This is a genomic window from Pseudoxanthomonas koreensis, from assembly GCF_010093225.1.
Lineage (GTDB): Bacteria > Pseudomonadota > Gammaproteobacteria > Xanthomonadales > Xanthomonadaceae > Pseudoxanthomonas > Pseudoxanthomonas koreensis.
Genome location: NZ_PDWM01000024.1, coordinates 30,409 through 47,350, shown reverse-complemented (window position 1 = coordinate 47,350; position 16,942 = coordinate 30,409). Strand labels below are relative to the sequence as shown.

General features: G+C 70.5%; 14 protein-coding genes and 1 riboswitch. Of the genes, 4 read left to right on the top strand and 10 right to left on the bottom strand.

Annotated features, from left to right (window positions below):
* Positions 1 to 243: 243 nt before the first annotated feature.
* Complete coding sequence (locus tag CSC64_RS08900; protein ID WP_162434964.1) at positions 244 to 1,986, bottom strand: alpha/beta hydrolase; 1,743 nt, start codon at positions 1,984 to 1,986, stop codon at positions 244 to 246.
* Positions 1,987 to 2,121: 135 nt separating this feature from the next.
* On the opposite strand from CSC64_RS08900, the gene CSC64_RS08895 reads away from it, so the two are divergent.
* Together CSC64_RS08895 and CSC64_RS08890 are read left to right on the top strand one after the other, a co-directional pair.
* Positions 2,122 to 3,222, top strand: coding sequence for a PLP-dependent cysteine synthase family protein (locus tag CSC64_RS08895; RefSeq protein WP_162434963.1), 1,101 nt, complete (start codon positions 2,122 to 2,124; stop codon positions 3,220 to 3,222).
* 513 nt (positions 3,223 to 3,735) lie between these two features.
* Positions 3,736 to 5,778, top strand: a complete 2,043-nt coding sequence (locus CSC64_RS08890; RefSeq protein ID WP_162434962.1) for a M3 family metallopeptidase — start codon at positions 3,736 to 3,738, stop codon at positions 5,776 to 5,778.
* A 54-nt stretch (positions 5,779 to 5,832) separates the two neighbouring features.
* On the opposite strand, the gene fabB is transcribed toward CSC64_RS08890, so the two are convergent.
* Together fabB and fabA are read right to left on the bottom strand one after the other, a co-directional pair.
* The gene (fabB, locus tag CSC64_RS08885; RefSeq protein WP_162434961.1) at positions 5,833 to 7,047 is read right to left on the bottom strand and encodes a beta-ketoacyl-ACP synthase I; all 1,215 of its coding nucleotides are present in this window, start codon (positions 7,045 to 7,047) and stop codon (positions 5,833 to 5,835) included.
* Position 7,048: 1 nt separating this feature from the next.
* Positions 7,049 to 7,564 (bottom strand): 3-hydroxyacyl-[acyl-carrier-protein] dehydratase FabA, encoded by a 516-nt coding sequence (gene fabA / locus CSC64_RS08880; RefSeq protein WP_162434960.1) that lies wholly within the window; start codon positions 7,562 to 7,564, stop codon positions 7,049 to 7,051.
* A gap of 180 nt (positions 7,565 to 7,744) precedes the next feature.
* On the opposite strand from fabA, the gene dinB reads away from it, so the two are divergent.
* Positions 7,745 to 8,857 carry a DNA polymerase IV gene (gene dinB, locus CSC64_RS08875; protein WP_238389887.1) on the top strand — a complete coding sequence of 371 codons (1,113 nt, stop codon included), beginning with the start codon at positions 7,745 to 7,747 and terminating at the stop codon, positions 8,855 to 8,857.
* A 28-nt stretch (positions 8,858 to 8,885) separates the two neighbouring features.
* On the opposite strand, the gene CSC64_RS08870 is transcribed toward dinB, so the two are convergent.
* The 4 genes from CSC64_RS08870 to CSC64_RS08855 all read right to left on the bottom strand — a co-directional run bounded on the left by CSC64_RS08870 (position 8,886) and on the right by CSC64_RS08855 (position 12,967).
* On the bottom strand, positions 8,886 to 9,593 hold the full coding sequence (locus tag CSC64_RS08870) for an AraC family transcriptional regulator (protein ID WP_162434968.1): 708 nt from the start codon (positions 9,591 to 9,593) through the stop codon (positions 8,886 to 8,888).
* Between the two features lie 170 nt (positions 9,594 to 9,763).
* A complete protein-coding gene (gene btuB / locus CSC64_RS08865) occupies positions 9,764 to 11,617 on the bottom strand; it encodes a TonB-dependent vitamin B12 receptor (protein ID WP_162434959.1) in 1,854 nt (617 codons plus the stop codon).
* A 119-nt stretch (positions 11,618 to 11,736) separates the two neighbouring features.
* Positions 11,737 to 11,971, bottom strand: a riboswitch (cobalamin riboswitch).
* An 82-nt stretch (positions 11,972 to 12,053) separates the two neighbouring features.
* Entirely contained in the window at positions 12,054 to 12,485 is a 432-nt protein-coding gene (locus CSC64_RS08860; RefSeq protein ID WP_162434958.1) for a TfoX/Sxy family protein, read from the bottom strand.
* A complete protein-coding gene (locus CSC64_RS08855; protein ID WP_162434957.1) occupies positions 12,482 to 12,967 on the bottom strand; it encodes a GAF domain-containing protein in 486 nt (161 codons plus the stop codon). Before CSC64_RS08855 ends, CSC64_RS08860 begins: the two co-directional genes overlap by 4 nt.
* A gap of 103 nt (positions 12,968 to 13,070) precedes the next feature.
* Here CSC64_RS08855 and bioD point away from each other — a divergent pair, with 103 nt between their 5' ends.
* Positions 13,071 to 13,775, top strand: a complete 705-nt coding sequence (gene bioD, locus CSC64_RS08850; protein WP_162434956.1) for a dethiobiotin synthase — start codon at positions 13,071 to 13,073, stop codon at positions 13,773 to 13,775.
* Between the two features lie 254 nt (positions 13,776 to 14,029).
* On the opposite strand, the gene CSC64_RS08845 is transcribed toward bioD, so the two are convergent.
* The 3 genes from CSC64_RS08845 to CSC64_RS08835 all read right to left on the bottom strand — a co-directional run bounded on the left by CSC64_RS08845 (position 14,030) and on the right by CSC64_RS08835 (position 16,388).
* Positions 14,030 to 14,422: a phasin family protein gene (locus CSC64_RS08845; RefSeq protein WP_162434955.1), complete on the bottom strand. Its 393-nt coding sequence runs from the start codon at positions 14,420 to 14,422 to the stop codon at positions 14,030 to 14,032.
* Between the two features lie 178 nt (positions 14,423 to 14,600).
* Positions 14,601 to 14,954 carry a 6-carboxytetrahydropterin synthase QueD gene (gene queD / locus CSC64_RS08840; protein ID WP_162434954.1) on the bottom strand — a complete coding sequence of 118 codons (354 nt, stop codon included), beginning with the start codon at positions 14,952 to 14,954 and terminating at the stop codon, positions 14,601 to 14,603.
* Positions 14,955 to 15,011: 57 nt separating this feature from the next.
* A complete protein-coding gene (locus CSC64_RS08835; RefSeq protein WP_162434953.1) occupies positions 15,012 to 16,388 on the bottom strand; it encodes a DEAD/DEAH box helicase in 1,377 nt (458 codons plus the stop codon).
* Between the last annotated feature and the right edge of the window lie 554 nt (positions 16,389 to 16,942).

Genomic DNA, 16,942 nt, shown 5'->3' with positions numbered 1-16,942 from the left:
CAGCCTAGGCCGGGCCGCGACGCCATCCCCTGACCTGGATCAATCAGCCCCCAGATGCAGGCCCGGCCCCCCCCGACGCCACCCCTGTAGGAGCCCACTTCAGGGGGCGACCCGGTGGCGCCAGAACAGGCCGCGCTCAACGCGTAATGTCCGACCCGCCGCGCTGGACGTGGCTGCGATCGGGCCACGTCGGGTCGCCCCCTGAAGTGGGCTCCTACAGGGAGCGGGGGGCGCCGCTCCGCCTCACCCGTCCACCGTCTCGTCGCTGTCCTTCGCCAGCTCCGCGCGGCGGCGCTCGTCCAGGAAGCGCTTGAGGCGTTCCACCTCCTCCGCCGGCCAGTCGTCGATGCCGGTCGCCTCCAGCCATGCATCGATGTAGTGCGAGGGCGCATAGACGTGGCCGAAGCCCATCGGCGCGCTCATCGACAGCGAGGTGTCCATGGCCATCTGCAGGTTGGTGACCAGCGGGTACCAGCGCATCGCCGGCGAGACGTCCGGCGGGCGCGGCGCCTGCAGCAGCCCGGGCTGGCGGAAGAAGCCGTGGCGGTCGAAGAAAGTCACCGCGTCGCTGCCGTACTGCAGGTAGACCACGCGCATCGGACCCCACGGCGTGCCGGCCGGGGTGGAGCTGCCGTGCTGGTTCCTGAAACGCGCGAACGAGCCGTCGCGGAACTGCGGCAGCCACACCGGCGTGCCGGGATTGCGCGAGCGGGTCAGGCCGGCCCACTTGCTGGCGGCGAAAGGCGGCCCGCTCCACACCGCGCCGTCGAACGGATCGCCCAGCAGTTCGTACATCTCGAACGAGCGCTCGGAATTGAGCGCGCCCAGGCTCAGCCCGTGCAGGTACAGCTTCGGCCGGGTCGCGGCGGGCAGGGTGCGCCAGTGGCCGTAGACCTCGCGGAACAGCGCGCGCGCGGTGACGCTGCCGGTTTCCGGGTCCAGGAACAGGGTCAGCGGGCTGGACAGGTACGAGTACTGCACGGCGATGCTGGCGACGTCGCCGCGGTACAGGTACTCGATGCCGTCGATGCCGGAAGGATCGACCCAGCCGGTGCCGGTCGGGGTGATGACGATCAAGGCCTTGCGCTCGAAACCGCCGACGCGCTTGAGTTCTTCCAGCGCCAGCTTCGCCCGCTGCTCCGGCGTGTCGCCGGTGGGCAGGCCGGCGTACACGCGCAGCGGCGCCCTGGTCGCCGGTCCGGCGAAGGCCGCCAGTTCTTCGGCCGTGGGCCGCGCTTCGACGTAGCGCCGGCCCATCCGTCCGAGCTGGTCCCAGGCCACCAGCGACTGCGCGCTGCCGGGGCTGTCCCACGCGCTCGGCGGCGGCATGTCCGGCGGGATCAGCGCGTCGGCCTGGCGGTAGGAGGCATCGAGCATGTCCAGGATCGAACTGACGATCACGCCGTTGACCAGGCCGACCAGCAGCAGCACGCCGGCGATGGCGCCGACCACGTTCGCGATCCGCCGCGGCACCTTGCGCGCGACCAGGCGCATCATCGCCTCCACGCCCAGCAGCGCGCCGCGGCCCAGGATCACGGCCAGCAGCGCGACGACCGCCGCGCCCAGCGCCACGCCGACGATCCGCGACGGACCGGCGGGGTCCAGGTGCATCAGTTCGCGGACGATGTTTTCCCAGTGCTGGCTGCGCCACAGGGCGAGGGCGGCGATGGCCGCACAGGCGACGGACACGATCCGGCGCAGGCGCGGCCTGCCTCCGTCCTTCGCCACCGGCAGCTCCAGGTAGCCCCACAGCCAGCGCAGCAACACCCCCACGCCATAGCCGGCGGCCAGGCACAGGCCCGACAGCACGGCCTGGGCGACGGTGATGCGCGGGGTCAGGCTGGGCGTGAGCGAGGCGGCGAAGAACAGCGCGCCGAGCACCAGCCCGGTATTGCCCGGTGCGGCGGACAGGCGCCGGAAGATCCGGCCGGCGGCATCGCGGCCGTGCTGGCGGAGCGTGGTACGCGATGGTGCATTGCCGGCCATGCCCGATCCCTCGTCCCCGGTCCGTGGCGGCCACTATAAGCGGTGCGCCGGCGCCTGCGCCGTCCGGGACTTCCGGGCCGGGCCGGTGCCGGCGACACGGTCTAGAATCACCGCATCCCGTCCCTCGGCACGTCCATGTCCCAGCGCGAATGGGTGGCCGCGGCCATCCACAAGATCGAAGCGGACTTCAACCGTTCCGCCGATACCCACCTGATCCCGCTGCCGCTGCCCGGCTACGCGGGGATCGATGCGTACCTCAAGGACGAATCCAGCCATCCGACCGGCAGCCTCAAGCACCGCCTGGCGCGCTCGCTGTTCCTGTATTCGCTGGCCAACGGCTGGTTGCGCGAAGGCAGCACGGTGGTGGAGGCCTCCAGCGGTTCGACCGCGGTGTCGGAGGCGTACTTCGCGCGGCTGCTGGGCCTGCCGTTCGTGGCGGTGATCCCGCGCTCGACCTCGCCGGAGAAGATCGCGGCGATCGAATTCCACGGCGGGCGCTGCCACCTGGTCGAGAGCGCCTGCTCGCTCAACGACGAATCCGAACGGGTGGCGCGCGAGACCGGCGGCCACTTCATGGACCAGTTCACCTACGCCGAGCGCGCCACCGACTGGCGCGCGAACAACAACATCGCCGAGTCGATCTTCAAGCAGATGGCCGAGGAGCCGCACCCGGTGCCGGCATGGATCGTGTGCGGCCCGGGCACCGGCGGCACCAGCGCGACCCTGGGCCGCTACGTGCGCTACCGCCGCCACGACACCCGGGTGCTGTGCGCGGACCCGGAAACCTCGGTGTTCTTCGACTACTACCGCGATGCATGCCAGGGCCGCGCCGATCCGTCACTCGCATTGCCGGGCGGTTCGCGGATCGAAGGCATCGGCCGGCCGCGGGTGGAGCGCAGCTTCATCGCCTCGTGCGTTGACGCGATGGTGAAGGTGCCCGATGCGCTGAGCCTGGCGGCGATGCGCCATGTCAGTGCGGTGCTGGGTCGCCGCGTGGGCGGCTCCACCGGCACCAACTTCGTCGGTGTGCTGCGCGCAGCGCAGGCGATGCACGAGGCCGGGCAGGAGGGCTCGATCGTGAGCATCCTGTGCGACAGCGGCGAGCGCTACGCGCACAGCTACTACGACCCGGCGTGGTACGCGCGGCACGACATCGACGTGGAAGGCGCCGACCGCGCCATCGCCGAAGCCGTCGCCGGCGCCCCCCTGCAGCAACTCCCCACCTGCAACCTGTAGAGCGGGGCTCGCCCCGCTGCCTCGCTTGATTCCGGCTCTTCTCGCTGTGGTCGGGCTCCAAAAATCAGGTCAGAAGCACCCAGTTGCTTCAGCTCCGGTGGGGGCCGCCGTTCTGCCGCACTGGGGGTCGTCGCTCACTCGGCGTCCCTGCCCAGTTCGCGAGCGCGGCACATCCCTGTGCCGCTCGACCCCCAATGCGACAGAACGACGTCCTGTCGCGACGTTGATGGCGTGGCTTCGGCAGGCCAATAGAAGCCACGCCCCAAGAGATCGCGTAGGACGCCGTACCTTGGGTATATGGCCCAAGTGGCACATGGATGTGCCACGGCCCTTCGTAAAGACAGGATGTCGTCCCGAAGGGTGGGCCATATACCCAAGGTGCGGCGGCCCCCACCGGAGACAGCGCTCTTGCCTTCCAGCCTTCCAGACGCCCCCGCAGCCGGGAGAAACGCCTTGATTTCCGACTCCACTGGCGGCATCTATCCTTGGACTCCCGATCATCCCAACCTCCCCATGCACGACAACCCGCTGCTCGACTTCACCGGCCTGCCCCGTTTCGACGAAATCCGGCCCGACCACATCGGCCCCGCGATCGACGCGTTGCTGGCACAGGCCGAAGCGGCGGTGAAGACGGCCGAAACCGTGGCACCGCCGACCTGGGACACCTTCGTCACCCCGCTGGAAGACGCCACCGAACGCCTGTGGCGCGCCTGGGGCCAGGTCGGCCACCTGCAGGCGGTGGTCAACACCCCCGAACTGCGCGAGGCCTACAACGCCAACCTGCCCAAGGTGACCCGCTTCGGCAGCGCACTGGGCCAGAACCTGGCGCTGTTCGCGCAGTACAAGGCACTGGCCGCATCGCCGGAGTACGCCGGCTACGACGCCACGCGGCGCAAGGTGGTGGAGAACGCGCTGCGCGATTTCCGCCTCGGCGGTGCCGAGCTTGCCGACGACGCCAAGGCCCGCTTCTCCGCGGTGCAGGAGGAGCTTGCGGCATTGTCGGCGAAGTTCTCGCAGAACGTGCTCGATGCCACCGACGCCTTCGCCCTGTACGTGGACGACGAAGCGCGCCTGTCCGGCCTGCCGGCCGAGGTGGTCGCCGCCGCGCGCGCCGCGGCGGAAAAGGACGGGGACGTGCCTGGCAAGAGCCGGGGCTGGAAACTGACCCTGCAGATGCCCAGCTACCTGCCGGTGCAGGCCTACGCCGACGACCGCGCACTGCGCGAGGCGCTGTACCGCGCCAACGGCCTGCGTGCTTCCGAAAGTGGCCCGCCCGAACTGGACAACAGCGGCAACATCGACCGCATCCTGGAGCTGCGTGCCGAGCTGGCCGCACTGCTCGGCTTCGACAGCTACGCCGGCTACTCGCTGGCGACCAAGATGGCGCAGTCGCCGGATGAAGTGCTGGCGTTCCTGCGCGACCTGGCCGGCCGCGCGCTGCCGTTTGCGCGCCGCGATCGCGCTGAGCTGGAAGCCTTCGCCCGCGACGAGCTGGGCCTGGACGGACTGCAGCCCTGGGACCTGGGTTACGCCAGCGAGAAACTCAAGCAGGCCCGCTACAGCTATTCCGGGCAGGAGGTGAAGCGTTACTTCACCGAGCCCGGGGTACTGGCCGGGCTGTTCGGCGTGATCGAGTCGCTGTACGGCGTGAAGGTGAAGCCGGACAGCGCGCCGGCCTGGCACCCGGACGTGCGCTTCTTCCGCGTGGAAGACCGCGAAGGCCGCCTGCTCGGCCAGTTCTACCTGGACCTGTACGCCCGCGAGGGCAAGCGCGGCGGCGCCTGGATGGACGACTGCCGCAACCGGCGCGTCGGCACGACCGCCTCGCAGACGCCGATCGTCTACCTGGTGTGCAACTTCGGCAAGGGGGTCGGCGGCAAGCCGGCCACCTTCAGCCACGACGAAGTCACCACCCTGTTCCACGAAATGGGCCACGGCCTGCACCAGCTGCTGACCGCGGTCGGCGAACTGCCGGTGGCCGGCATCAACGGCGTGGAGTGGGACGCGGTGGAGCTGCCGAGCCAGTTCATGGAGAACTTCTGCTGGGAATGGGAGCGCGTGCAGGCGATGACCGCGCACGTGGATAGCGGCGAACCGCTGCCGCGCACGCTGTTCGACAGGATGCTGGCGGCGAAGAACTTCCAGAGCGGCATGTTCACCGTGCGCCAGCTCGAGTTTGCGCTGTTCGACATGGAGCTGCACAGCCGCTTCGACCCGCAGCAGGACAGCGTCATGCAGCTGCTGGAGCGGGTGCGCGACGAGGTCGCGGTCAACCGTGCCCCGGCCTGGCACCGCTTCCCGCACCAGTTCAGCCACATCTTCGCCGGCGGCTACGCGGCCGGCTACTACAGCTACAAGTGGGCCGAGGTGCTCAGCGCCGATGCCTACGCCGCATTCGAAGAGGCGCCGGAGCGGCTTGCCGAGACCGGCGCGCGCTTCCTGGCCGAAGTGCTGTCCCGCGGCGGCAGCCGCAGCGCGCTGGAGAACTTCACCGCTTTCCGTGGTCGCGCGCCGAGTATCGACGCGCTGCTGCGCCACAGCGGCATGGCGGCCTGAGCTCCTGCAGGGGTGCCGCGGAAGATGCGCCGCAGAATTCGCGGCGCCCGGGACTCACGCCCGCGCGAACACCAGCGTCGCGTTGGTGCCGCCGAAGCCGAAGCTGTTCGACGCCACCAGGTCCAGCTTCGCGTCGCGGCTTTCGCGCACGATCGGGAAGCCTTCGGCGCGTTCGTCCAGCTTTTCGATGTTGGCCGAGCCGGCGATGAAGCCGTCGCGCATCATCAGCAGGCAGTAGATCGCCTCGTGCACGCTGGCCGCGCCGAGCGAGTGGCCGGACAGCGCCTTGGTCGAGGAGATCGGCGGCACGCTTTCGCCGAACACCTCGCGCACCGCCTGCAGTTCGGTCACGTCGCCCAGCGGGGTCGAGGTGCCGTGGGTGTTGAGGTAGTCGACCTTGCGCCCGTCCAGCCCTTCCAGCGCCATGCGCATGCAGCGCACCGCGCCTTCGCCCGACGGCGCGACCATGTCGGCGCCGTCGGAGGTCACGCCGTAGCCGACCAGCTCGGCATGGATGCGGGCGCCGCGCGCCACCGCGTGGTCCCAGTCCTCCAGCACCAGCATGCCGCCGCCGCCGGCGATGACGAAGCCGTCGCGGTCGGCGTCGTACGGACGCGAGGCCTTTTCCGGCGTGTCGTTGAACGAGGACGACAGCGCGCCCATCGCGTCGAACATCACGCTCATGGTCCAGTCCAGGTCCTCGCCGCCGCCGGCGAAGACGATGTCCTGCGCGCCGTGGCGGATCAGGTCGGCCGCGGCACCGATGCAGTGCGCCGAAGTCGCGCAGGCCGCGCCGATCGAATACGACAGGCCCTTGATGCTGAACGCCGTGGCCAGGTTGGCCGACACCGTCGAGCACATGGTCTTCGGCACCATGTACGGACCGACCTTGCGCACGCCGCGCTCGCGCAGCAGGTCGGCCGCTTCCACCTGCCAGTGGCTGGAACCGCCGCCGGAACCGGCGATCAGGCCGGTGCGCGGATGGCTCACCTGCGCCTCGTCCAGTCCGGCGTCGGCGATCGCGTCGCGCATCGACACGTAGCTGTAGGCGGCCGCGTCGCTCATGAAGCGCCGCAGCTTGCGGTCGATCGCCGCTTCCATGTCCAGCTCCACCGCGCCGCCGACCTGGCTGCGCAGGCCGTGTTCGGCGTGGTCGGGCAGGAAGCGGATCCCGGAGCGCCCGGCGCGCAGCGCGGCCGATACGGTATCCAGGTCGTTGCCCAGGCACGAGGCGATGCCCATGCCGGTGATGGCGATGCGGCGGCCCATCTCAGAAATCCTCGGTGGAAGTGAACAGGCCCACGCGCAGGTCCTTGGCGGTATAGATCTCGCGGCCGTCGACCAGCATGCGCGCGTCGCCCTGGGCCATCACCAGCTTGCGGTTGATCACCCGGCTGATGTCGATTTCGTAGGTGACCAGCTTCGCGTTCGGCAGCACCTGGCCGGTGAACTTGACCTCGCCGCAGCCCAGCGCGCGGCCGCGGCCGGGCGCGCCCAGCCAGGTCAGGTAGAAGCCGACCAGCTGCCACATCGCGTCCAGGCCCAGGCAGCCGGGCATCACCGGGTCGCCGATGAAGTGGCACTGGAAGAACCACAGGTCCGGGCGGATGTCGAGTTCGGCGCGGATGAAGCCCTTGCCGTGCGCGCCGCCGTCGTCGTTGATCTCGACGATGCGGTCGAACATCAGCATCGGGTCGGCGGGCAGGCGGGCATCGCCGGAGGCGAACAGTTCACCGCGGCCGCTGGCGAGCAGCTGTTCGCGGGTGAACGAGGAGGCGCGGGTCATGTCGGGTCCGGAGGGGAAAAGCGGTAAATCGTGCCCGACGCACCCCGTTTCAATCAAATGCTTGGACATACGCGGGCGTGTGCTGGCGCCCCGCCAGCCCGCGCACCACGCGCCGCGGCGGCCGCGGCGGGCCCTGGCCGGGCCCACCCTCCCGGGCACCGCCACGGCGTACCGCGCAGAATGGGCGCCACCATGGACCCGCAGGCCGCGCCACCGCAACGCAAGATCATCCACGTCGACATGGACGCGTTCTATGCGTCGGTGGAGCAGCGCGACGACCCGTCCCTGCGCGGCCGGCCGGTGGTGGTGGCCTGGCGCGGCGCGCGTTCGGTGGTGTGCGCGGCCTCCTACGAGGCGCGCCGGTTCGGGGTGCGCTCGGCGATGCCGGCGCTGCGCGCCGAGCGCCTGTGCCCGGACGCGGTGTTCGTGCCGCCGGACTTCGTGCGTTACAAGGCGGCCTCGCGCCAGATCCGGGCGATCATGCTCGCCCATACCGACCTGGTCGAGCCGCTGTCGCTGGACGAGGCCTACCTGGACGTGACTGCGCCGAAGTCCGGCCTGCCCAGCGCCACCGCGGTGGCCGAGGCGATCCGGGCCCGGATCCGCGAAGAGACCTCGCTCACCGCCTCGGCCGGGGTCGCGCCGAACAAGTTCCTGGCCAAGATCGCCTCGGACTGGAACAAGCCCGATGGCCTGTTCGTGCTGCGCCCGCGCCAGGTCGAGGCCTTCCTCACCCCGCTGCCGGTCGGCCGCATCCCCGGCGTGGGCAGGGTGATGGAAGGCAGGCTGGCAGCTCTGGGCATCGCCACCGTGGGCGAGCTGCGCGGCTGGCCGCTGGAGGAACTGCGGCAGCGGTTCGGCAGCTTCGGCGCCGCCCTGTACCGGCGCGCTCGCGGCATCGACGAGCGCCCGGTCGAACCGGACCAGCCGGTGCGCTCGGTGTCGTCGGAAGACACGTTCAGTGAGGACCTGCCGCTGGATGCGCTGGAACCGGCGATCCGGCAGCTGGCGGAAAAGACCTGGGACGCCGCGCGCCGCGCCGGCCGCGCGGGGCATACGGTGGTGCTCAAGCTCAAGACCGGCCAATTCCGGATCCTGACCCGCAGCCTCACCCTCGATCGCCCGCCGGCATCGGCGGCGGAACTGGCCGCCATCGCCTCGTCGCTGCGCGAGCGCGTGGCGTTGCCGGCGGACACGCGCTATCGCCTGGTCGGCGTTGGCCTGGCCGGTTTCCGCGAAGGAGAAGAGGCGGCGCTGGCGCAAGGCGAACTGTTCGAACCGCCCGCGGGCTGACCGCAACGTGCCGCGCAGGCGGACGCGCTCAGCGCCGGCCCATCGCCCGGTAGTCGCGCGGCGCCATGCCGACGGTGGCCTTGAACTGGCGCGCGAACGCGCTCTGGTCGGAGAAGCCGCAAGCCTGGCCGATGTAGGCGATGCTGGCATCGGTCTGCAGCAGGCGCATGGCCGCATCGATCCGCAGCTTGGTCAGCAGCTGCTGCGGGGTGAGCTGGAACACGCGCTTGAACAGCCGCTCCAGCTGCGCCACCGAAACCCCCGACTTCTGCGCCAGCAGCTGCACCCGCAGCGGCTCGTGGAAGTGGTCCTGCATGTAGGCCACCGTCTCGCGCAGCCGTTCGAACGAGGAATGCCGGCTGTCGGGCTGGCCCAGGTCGCGGGAGATGCCGATCAGGCCGACGATCTTCCCGTCGTCATCGATCACCGGCTGCTTCAGGGTCAGGCACCAGCCGGTGGTCCGATTCGGGTACAGCTGCACTTCCAGCACGTTCTCGATCACCTCGCCGCGCAGCACGCGCCGGTCCTGGAGGATGTAGCGCGCCGCCAGCGTGGGCGGGTACAGCTCCAGCACGCTCTTGCCGAGGATGTCCTCGCGGCGCTTGATGTTGAGCCGCTGGGTCAGGGTCTGGTTGACGTGGGTGTAGCGGCACTCGGTGTCCTTGATGAAGAACACCACGTCGGGCAGCAGGTCGAACAGCCGCAGCAGTTCGTTCGGTGACAGGGTGACGTCGATGGCGGCGCTTTCCGGGCGGGGGCCGCGGTGGGGACGCGGACGCGAGGGGCGCAGTTTATGCCAATTTCCGCATGAACCGTTGATCGCGGCGAAAGCAGCCGCCCCGTCGTCCCGGTCGAAGCCGGGACGACGGGGCGGGCTCGCCACCCGTCGCCATCACGATGGCGTGCTCAGCGCTGCGGTTGCCAGAGCAGGTTGAGGCCGTAGCCGCGGCCGGGCTGGTTGTACCAGTCCACCAGCTGGTAATCGCGGTCGAACAGGTTGGTGACGCGTGCCTGCAGGGTCCAGTCGGCATGCAGCGCGTACTCGAAGCGCAGGTCCACGGTCGCATGGCCGGCCACGCGCACGAGGTTGGCGGCATCGTCGTAGCGGCTGCCGGCGGCGTTGACGCTGGCGCCGAACGCGAACGCATCGAAGCGGCGGTCCAGGTCGATGCGGCCGGTATCGCGCGCGCGCCGCGGCAGCAGCTTGCCGTGGTTGGCGCCCGCGGAGCGGTTGCGCGGGTCGACGTGGCTGTACTGCGCGGACAGGTCCCAGCCGGCGAACGCGGTGGCCACGGTCAGCTCGCCGCCACGCAGGCGCGCGGTGTCGATGTTGCCGGGCAGGAAGGTGGCCGAGTCGAAGCTGATCAGGTCGTCGACCCGGTTCTCGAACACGTCCGCGGTCCAGCGCCAGCCCTCGCCGCCGCCTGACAGGCCGAGGTTGAGGTTCTCCGACTCCTCCGGCCGCAGGTCGGGATTGCCGTAGTAGGGGTAGTACAGGTCGTTGAAGCTCGGCGCGCGGAAACCGGTCGAGTAGCGCGCCGACAGCAGCACGCCGCCATCGAAGTGCCAGCCCCAGCCGAGGTTGCCGGTGGCATGGCTGCCGAACTGCTCGTTGTCGTCGCCGCGCAGGCCGGCCTGCAGCTGCTGCGCGCCGAAGCGACCCTGGTACTCGGCGAACACACCGGTGTTGTCGCGGCTGTCGACGTCGTAGGCGGTGTCGCCGGTGATGCGGTCGCCCAGCCAGTCCAGGCCGGCGGTCAGTGTCTGCCCTTCGCGCAGGACGAAGTCGCCCTGCAGCGCAGCCTGGTCGCGGCGGGTTTCCAGCCCGCCGACGAAGCCGGTCGGGGCGTAGTCGTCGGTCTCGTCGTAGCTGCGGCCGACCGTGGCCTGCAGGGCCATGGTCGTCGACGGCACGAAGCGCACCTTGCCCGAGAGCACCTGCTGCACGGTCTCCGAATAGTTGGCCCAGCTGCCGTCGTAGTGGTTGTAGCCCTCGGCGCGCAGCGCGCTGCCTTCCAGCGTCCATGCCTCGCCGGGCTTGCCACCACCGCGCACGCTGGCCGAACGGTTGCGATAGCCGTCGCGGTCCGGCTCGTCGGCGTAGCAGCCCGCGCCCCAGCCGGCGGCGGTGCCGTCGCAGGCGTTGATGCCGTCGGTGCGCAGGAAGGCGAAGTCGGCGCCGAACCAGCCGCGCTCACCGCCCATGCCAAGTCCCGCGCTGGCCTCGCGCAGGTTGTCGCTGCCGACCCCGGCCATCGCCCGCGGCTGCAGGCCGCCCTTGTCGCGGCGGGTGAAGATCTGGATCACGCCGCCGATCGCGTCGGCGCCGTACAGGCTCGAATGCGGGCCGCGCACGATCTCGATCCGTTCGATCTGCTCGACCGGCAGGTCCTGCAACGCCGGCAGGCCGGCGGTGGCCGAGCCAATGCGCACGCCATCGATCAGCACCAGCAACTGGTTGGAGCCGGCGCCGCGCAGGAACAGCGAAGTCTGCTTGCCCAGCCCGCCGGTGTTGGTGAGGTTGATGCCGGCGCGGCCGGCGAGCAGCTGCTGCAAGGAAGTGGCCTGGCTGCGCTCGATCTCGGCGCGGCCGATCACCTGCGCTGGCGACAGGCTGTCGCGCAGGTCGATCTGCGTGCGTGTCGCGGTGACCAGGATTTCATCGAGGTCGGTGGCGCCATCGGCGGGGGCGGTGGCGAAGGCGGTGGAAGGCAGTGCCAGCGCCAGGGCGACGGCGGCGGTGAGCGGGCGGAACGTCATCGTGCAACTCCATGCGTGCGTGGCGCCGCACCCGGCGCCAGTTCGGGGAGTCACGAAGGGAAGGCGGGGAGCGGACGGACGCGACGCGGCGCCGGCACGCCGCGACGCCCTCCGCATCGCAACCTCGGATCCGCAGGGCCGGTCTCCGGGCTTGCGATCGGGAGCCTTGCCCCGGATGGGCGCGGGATCCTGCGGCGACGCCTTCCCGTGCGGGGCACAGTGGCGGATGTCGCGGCATTGCGGTCGCTTACCGTTGCGGGGGCAGCGCCGGCCTTGTCCCTGCGGACGCACCGGCTTCCCGTTTCAACCCGGATGGCGAAAGCCGGCCGGGTCACCTTGCAGGGCCGGGATTGTAAGCGAAGGCGCGGCGTCGCGGCGGAACCGCGTGGTCGCCGCGAAGGATGCGCCTGCGGAAGCCGCAGGACGGACGTGCCGCTCAGGTGAAGCGGTTGCCGCCGCTGTCGTCGTTGCCGGCGCTGCCAGGTCCGGCGTCGTCCGTTCCCGTGTCGTCCATTCCGGAGCCGCTGCCGCCGTCAGCCTGCACTTCGCCATCGGCGCCGTAGAACGCGGTGGTCACCGGGCCACCCACCGGGCGGCCGCGCGGCGGCGGCAGCGCCGCGCTCGCGGTTTCCAGTTCGGCCAGCAGTTGGCGGCGGCGCTCATCCGGCACGTCGTGCCAGTGGCAGTCCAGCAGCGCGCCTTCCAGCGCGTAGAGCAGGTTGAGGCTGGGCTTGAAGCCGGCGCGCTTGACCTTGAGGAAAGCCTGCACCGAACCGGCCGCGACCAGGTCCGCCGCGCTGCGCAGGCCGACCTGGCGCAGCCACGCCGCGCTCTTCGGTCCGATGTTGCGCAGCTCCGCCGTGCTCACCGCAGCGACTCCAGGAAGGCCGCGGCGATCGCTTCCAGGCCGCGCTGGTCGTCGGCATCGAAGCGCTCAGGCTCCGGGCTGTCGAGGTCGAACACGCCGACCAGTGCGCCGTCCAGCACCAGCGGCACCACCAGCTCCGAGCGCGAGGCCGAATCGCAGGCGATGTGGCCGGGGAAAGCGTGCACGTCGGCCACGCGCTGGGTCCGGCGGGTCGAGGCGGCCGCGCCGCACACGCCCTTGTCCAGCGGGATGCGCACGCAGGCCGGCAGGCCCTGGAACGGCCCGACCACCAGTTCGGTGCCGTCGAAGAAATAGAAACCGACCCAGTTCAATGCCGGCAGCGCGTGATAGACCAGCGCCGACAGGTTGGCGGCATTGGCGATGCGATCGCGCTCGCCGTGCAGCAGGCCGCGGGCCTGGGCCAGCAGTTGCGCGTACTGCTCCGGCTTGCTGCCGGACAGGGGAATGGCGGTAAAGGACATGGCCGCATGGTAGCGCGTCGCGGCGCGAGGGTTCAGGCCTGGTGCCGCAGGCCGCGGCGATGCGCCGTTCTATGATGCCGCCGGTCGCCCTGCCGGAAACCCGATGGACAGCTTTCCCTTCGACCGCCTCTATGTCACCGGCACCGACACCGGCGCCGGCAAGACCGTGGCCAGTACCGCGCTGCTGCACGCGCTGCGCGGGCGCGGCCTGCGCGCGGTCGGGATGAAGCCGGTGGCCAGTGGCTGCGAATCCACCGTGGCAGGCTTGCGCAACGCCGACGCGCTGGCGCTGCAGGCGGCCAGCGATCCGGCACCGGTGTATGAAGACCTCAATCCGTTCGCGCTGCCCGCGCCGCTGGCGCCGGAACTGGCCGCGCGCGCGGCCGGCGTGGACGTGTCGCTGCCGCCGCTGCTGGATGCGTTCGCACGCCTGCGCGCTCAGGCCGACGTGGTGGTGATGGAGGGTGTCGGCGGCTGGGCCGCGCCGCTGTCGGCCACGCTGGACCAGGCCGACCTGGTACGTGCGCTGCGGTTGCCGGTGGTGCTGGTGGTGGGGATGCGGCTGGGCTGCCTCAACCACGCGCGCCTGGCTGCGGCGGCGATCCGCGCCGACGGCTGCGCACTGGTGGGCTGGATCGCCAGCGAAGTCGATCCGGCGATGGCCTGCCGCGAGGAAAACGTCGAGTTGCTGCGCACGCGACTGCAGGCACCGTGCCTGGGCTGGCTGCGCTGGAGCGCCGCGCCGCGGCCCGAAGCGCTCGCGCACCAGCTGTCGTTGCCAACGCCAACCCGTCCAGCCCCCCTGTAGGAGCCCACTTCAGGGGGCGACCCGATCCCGCCTGAAGGTGCGGTTCTCAACGCGGAGCTATGGGACGGGCCGCGTTGAACGAAGCTGCGTCCGGACGCCTCCGGGTCGCCCCCTGAAGTGGGCTCCTACAGGGGCAGCGGGACGCGGAAATAAAAAAGACCCGGCAGCGGGAGGGGGCTGCCGGGTCCGGGTCTGCGCGGCGGGAGGGAGCCGCGCAATTCCATTGGAGCATTGAAGCGTTACAGCGCGATGGATCAGCGCTTGGTGGCGGCCTTGGCGACCTTGGCCACGGTGGCCTGGGCCTGGTCGGTGGCGGCCTCGAACTGGCTCTTGGCCAGCGCGCCCAGGGCTTCGGAGGTCTTGAGGGTCACGCCGAACACTTCCTGGCCGGCGGCGGCGACGCGCTCGGCGTTGTCGCGGGCAACCTGCAGGCCCTTCGGCAGCAGGCTCTTGTACGACTCGACGTCACGGGCTTCGGTGAGCTCGCTCAGGTAGGCGGTGGTGGCCTCGACGTTCTTCTCGAACGTGCGCAGCTGCACGCCGAACACGGTCTCGGCGTTCTCCAGGGCCAGGCGGTTGACGCGTGCGGCCACGGCAGCGAACTGCTGGGTGTAGGCGTTGAACTGGTCGTTGAACTGGTAGGACATGGCGGACTCCGTTTTCGGGTTTACCTTGATGGTGCGATGCAGCATACAAGGGGCGATGTTGCATTGCAACAACTTTCGGAAAGAATTTTCCGGGGATTTATCGGGGGTTTACAAATCAACCACTTGCGATTGGCTTCCGGGGTGCACGGCCTCGGCCAACGCCGCCCCGGCCCCGGCCTCAGCCGCGGTAGCGGCAGCCGGAGGTGCAGGTCTCGTGCACCACCACCTCGCTCAGCAACGGCAGTGCCGGCTTGAGCCGCACCCAGATCCATTGCGCCAGCCGTTCGCTGGTCGGGTTGTCCAGGCCTTCGATGTCGTTGAGGCAGTGGTGGTCGAGCTGCTCGTACAGCGGCTTGAACGCCGCCTTGATATCGGCGAAATCCATCACCCAGCCGCTGTGCGGCTCGACCTCGCCGGACACGTGGATCTCCACCCGGAACGAGTGCCCGTGCAGGCGCGCGCACTTGTGCCCCTCGGGCACGTTGGGCAGGCGGTGTGCCGCTTCCAGGGTGAAGACCTTGAAGATGTCCATGCGTGCATTCTCGGCATGCGTCGTGCCGGCGGCAATCGTGCGCGCCGGCGGATCGCCTCAGCGGGTGCCGCTGCGGCGCGGCCCGCCGTTGTTGCGGCGACCGCGGCCGGCGTCGGCCGCGGGCTGGCGTGCGCCGTCGCGCTGCGCACCGTGCGCCTTGGCGCCGGCGTGCGCGTGGCGCTGGCCCTCGCCGCCATGCGGCCGGCGGCCGTGGCTGGACTTGCGCGGCGGACGCTGCCCGCCGGGCACCTCGGCCTTGCCCGGGGCGCTGTTGCCCCAGCGGATCGGCACCTGCGGCTCGAAGCCGGGCAGGTCGCGGATCTCCATGTCGCGGTCGAGCAGGCGCACGATCTGGCGCAGGTACTTGGCGTCTTCCTGCGACACCAGCGACAGCGCTTCGCCGCTGGAACCGTTGCGGCCGGTGCGGCCGATGCGGTGCACGTAGTCCTCGGCCACCATCGGCAGGTCGAAGTTGATCACCCGCGGCAGCTGGTCGATGTCGATGCCGCGCGCTGCGATATCGGTCGCCACGAGCACCTTGACCTTGCCGGCCTTGAAGTCGCCCAGCGCGCGCAGGCGCTGGCCCTGGCTCTTGTTGCCGTGGATCGCCGCGGCCTGGATCCCGGACTTCTCCAGGAACGTGGTGAGCTTGTCGCTGCCGTGCTTGGTCTTGGCGAACACCAGGGTCTGCACCCGCGTGTCCTGGCCCAGCAGGTGCAGCAGCAGCTCGCGCTTGCGGCCGGCGTCGACCGGGTGCACGCGGTGGGCGATGGTCTCGGCCACGGTGTTCTGCGGGGTCACCTGCACTTCGCGCGGGTGGCGCATGAATTCCATGGCCAGCTGCTTGATGCTCTCGGGGAAGGTTGCGGAGAACAGCAGGGTCTGGCGGTTCTGCTTCGGCAGCTTGGCCAGGATGCGCTTGATCGAGGGCAGGAAGCCCATGTCGAGCATGCGGTCGGCCTCGTCGAGCACCAGGATCTCGATCCCGGACAGGTCGATGCTGCGGCGCTCGATGTGGTCGATCAGCCGGCCCGGGCAGGCGATCACCAGGTCCACGCCGCGGCGCAGCGCGTCGAGCTGGTTGCCCATGCCCACGCCGCCGTAGATCACCGCGCTGGGAATGCGCAGGTACTTGCTGTAGTCGCGCAGGCTTTCATGTACCTGGGTGGCCAGCTCGCGGGTCGGCGCCAGCACCAGTGCGCGCGGCTTGCGCGGACCGTGGCCGACGGCCTGCGGCGAGGTGCCCAGGTGCTGCAGCAGCGGCAGGCCGAACGCGGCGGTCTTGCCGGTGCCGGTCTGCGCGCCGGCCAGCAGGTCGTGGCCGTCCAGCGCCAGCGGGATGGCCTGCTGCTGGATCGGGGTGGGGGTTTCGTAGCCCTGCTCGGCCAGCGCACGCAGCAGGAAGGGCGCAAGGCCCAGGGATTCGAACGACATCGGGACAGCTCCATAGCATCGCCCCGCGGGCAGGGTGCCGGCGGGCGGGTCGGTGAGGACCATGAACTCGGAGCGTTCCCGTGAACCGCGCTGCGAGGGGAGGGACGGCCGGCGTGCTGCCGGCCCGATTGGAGCGAATGGCGTCGGATTGGGTGGGGCGCCGGAGGGTGTCCGGTGCCGCCGGCCCAGAAGGGAAACGGACGGCCGCTGGCAATCAGGGCGCAGATTCTACGCGAAGGCGGGGGTTTGCGCTTTCCGGGGCTACGGCTGGCGTTCATCCGGAGTGCGAGAGGTCGCTGGCGGTTCGCGTCGTTGCGGGCCGGGCGCGGGCTCCGATCCCCGCCCGCCCGCCGCCTGCCTTGACTGTAGGAGCCCACTTCAGGGGGCGACCCGATGACGTTGGAAGGTGCCTGTTTGTACCACCGGATCCTCCGAAGCCCTCGCGTTGAACGTGCCTGCGATCCAGCCGCCTCGGGTCGCCCCCTGAAGTGGGCTCCTACAGAGGGAGGCGCCAGCGCGCCCGGCAGGGTTCGCCGTGAGGCCCCCTGACGGGA

Excerpts from the sequence above, each read along its gene's own strand:
- CSC64_RS08900 (WP_162434964.1), bottom strand. The coding sequence starts at position 1,986 with ATGGCCGGCAATGCACCATCGCGTACCACGCTCCGCCAGCACGGCCGC.
- CSC64_RS08895 (WP_162434963.1), top strand. The coding sequence starts at position 2,122 with ATGTCCCAGCGCGAATGGGTGGCCGCGGCCATCCACAAGATCGAAGCG.
- CSC64_RS08890 (WP_162434962.1), top strand. The coding sequence starts at position 3,736 with ATGCACGACAACCCGCTGCTCGACTTCACCGGCCTGCCCCGTTTCGAC.
- fabB (WP_162434961.1), bottom strand. The coding sequence starts at position 7,047 with ATGGGCCGCCGCATCGCCATCACCGGCATGGGCATCGCCTCGTGCCTG.
- fabA (WP_162434960.1), bottom strand. The coding sequence starts at position 7,564 with ATGACCCGCGCCTCCTCGTTCACCCGCGAACAGCTGCTCGCCAGCGGC.
- dinB (WP_238389887.1), top strand. The coding sequence starts at position 7,745 with ATGGGCGCCACCATGGACCCGCAGGCCGCGCCACCGCAACGCAAGATC.
- btuB (WP_162434959.1), bottom strand. The coding sequence starts at position 11,617 with ATGACGTTCCGCCCGCTCACCGCCGCCGTCGCCCTGGCGCTGGCACTG.
- CSC64_RS08855 (WP_162434957.1), bottom strand. The coding sequence starts at position 12,967 with ATGTCCTTTACCGCCATTCCCCTGTCCGGCAGCAAGCCGGAGCAGTAC.
- bioD (WP_162434956.1), top strand. The coding sequence starts at position 13,071 with ATGGACAGCTTTCCCTTCGACCGCCTCTATGTCACCGGCACCGACACC.
- CSC64_RS08845 (WP_162434955.1), bottom strand. The coding sequence starts at position 14,422 with ATGTCCTACCAGTTCAACGACCAGTTCAACGCCTACACCCAGCAGTTC.
- queD (WP_162434954.1), bottom strand. The coding sequence starts at position 14,954 with ATGGACATCTTCAAGGTCTTCACCCTGGAAGCGGCACACCGCCTGCCC.
- CSC64_RS08835 (WP_162434953.1), bottom strand. The coding sequence starts at position 16,388 with ATGTCGTTCGAATCCCTGGGCCTTGCGCCCTTCCTGCTGCGTGCGCTG.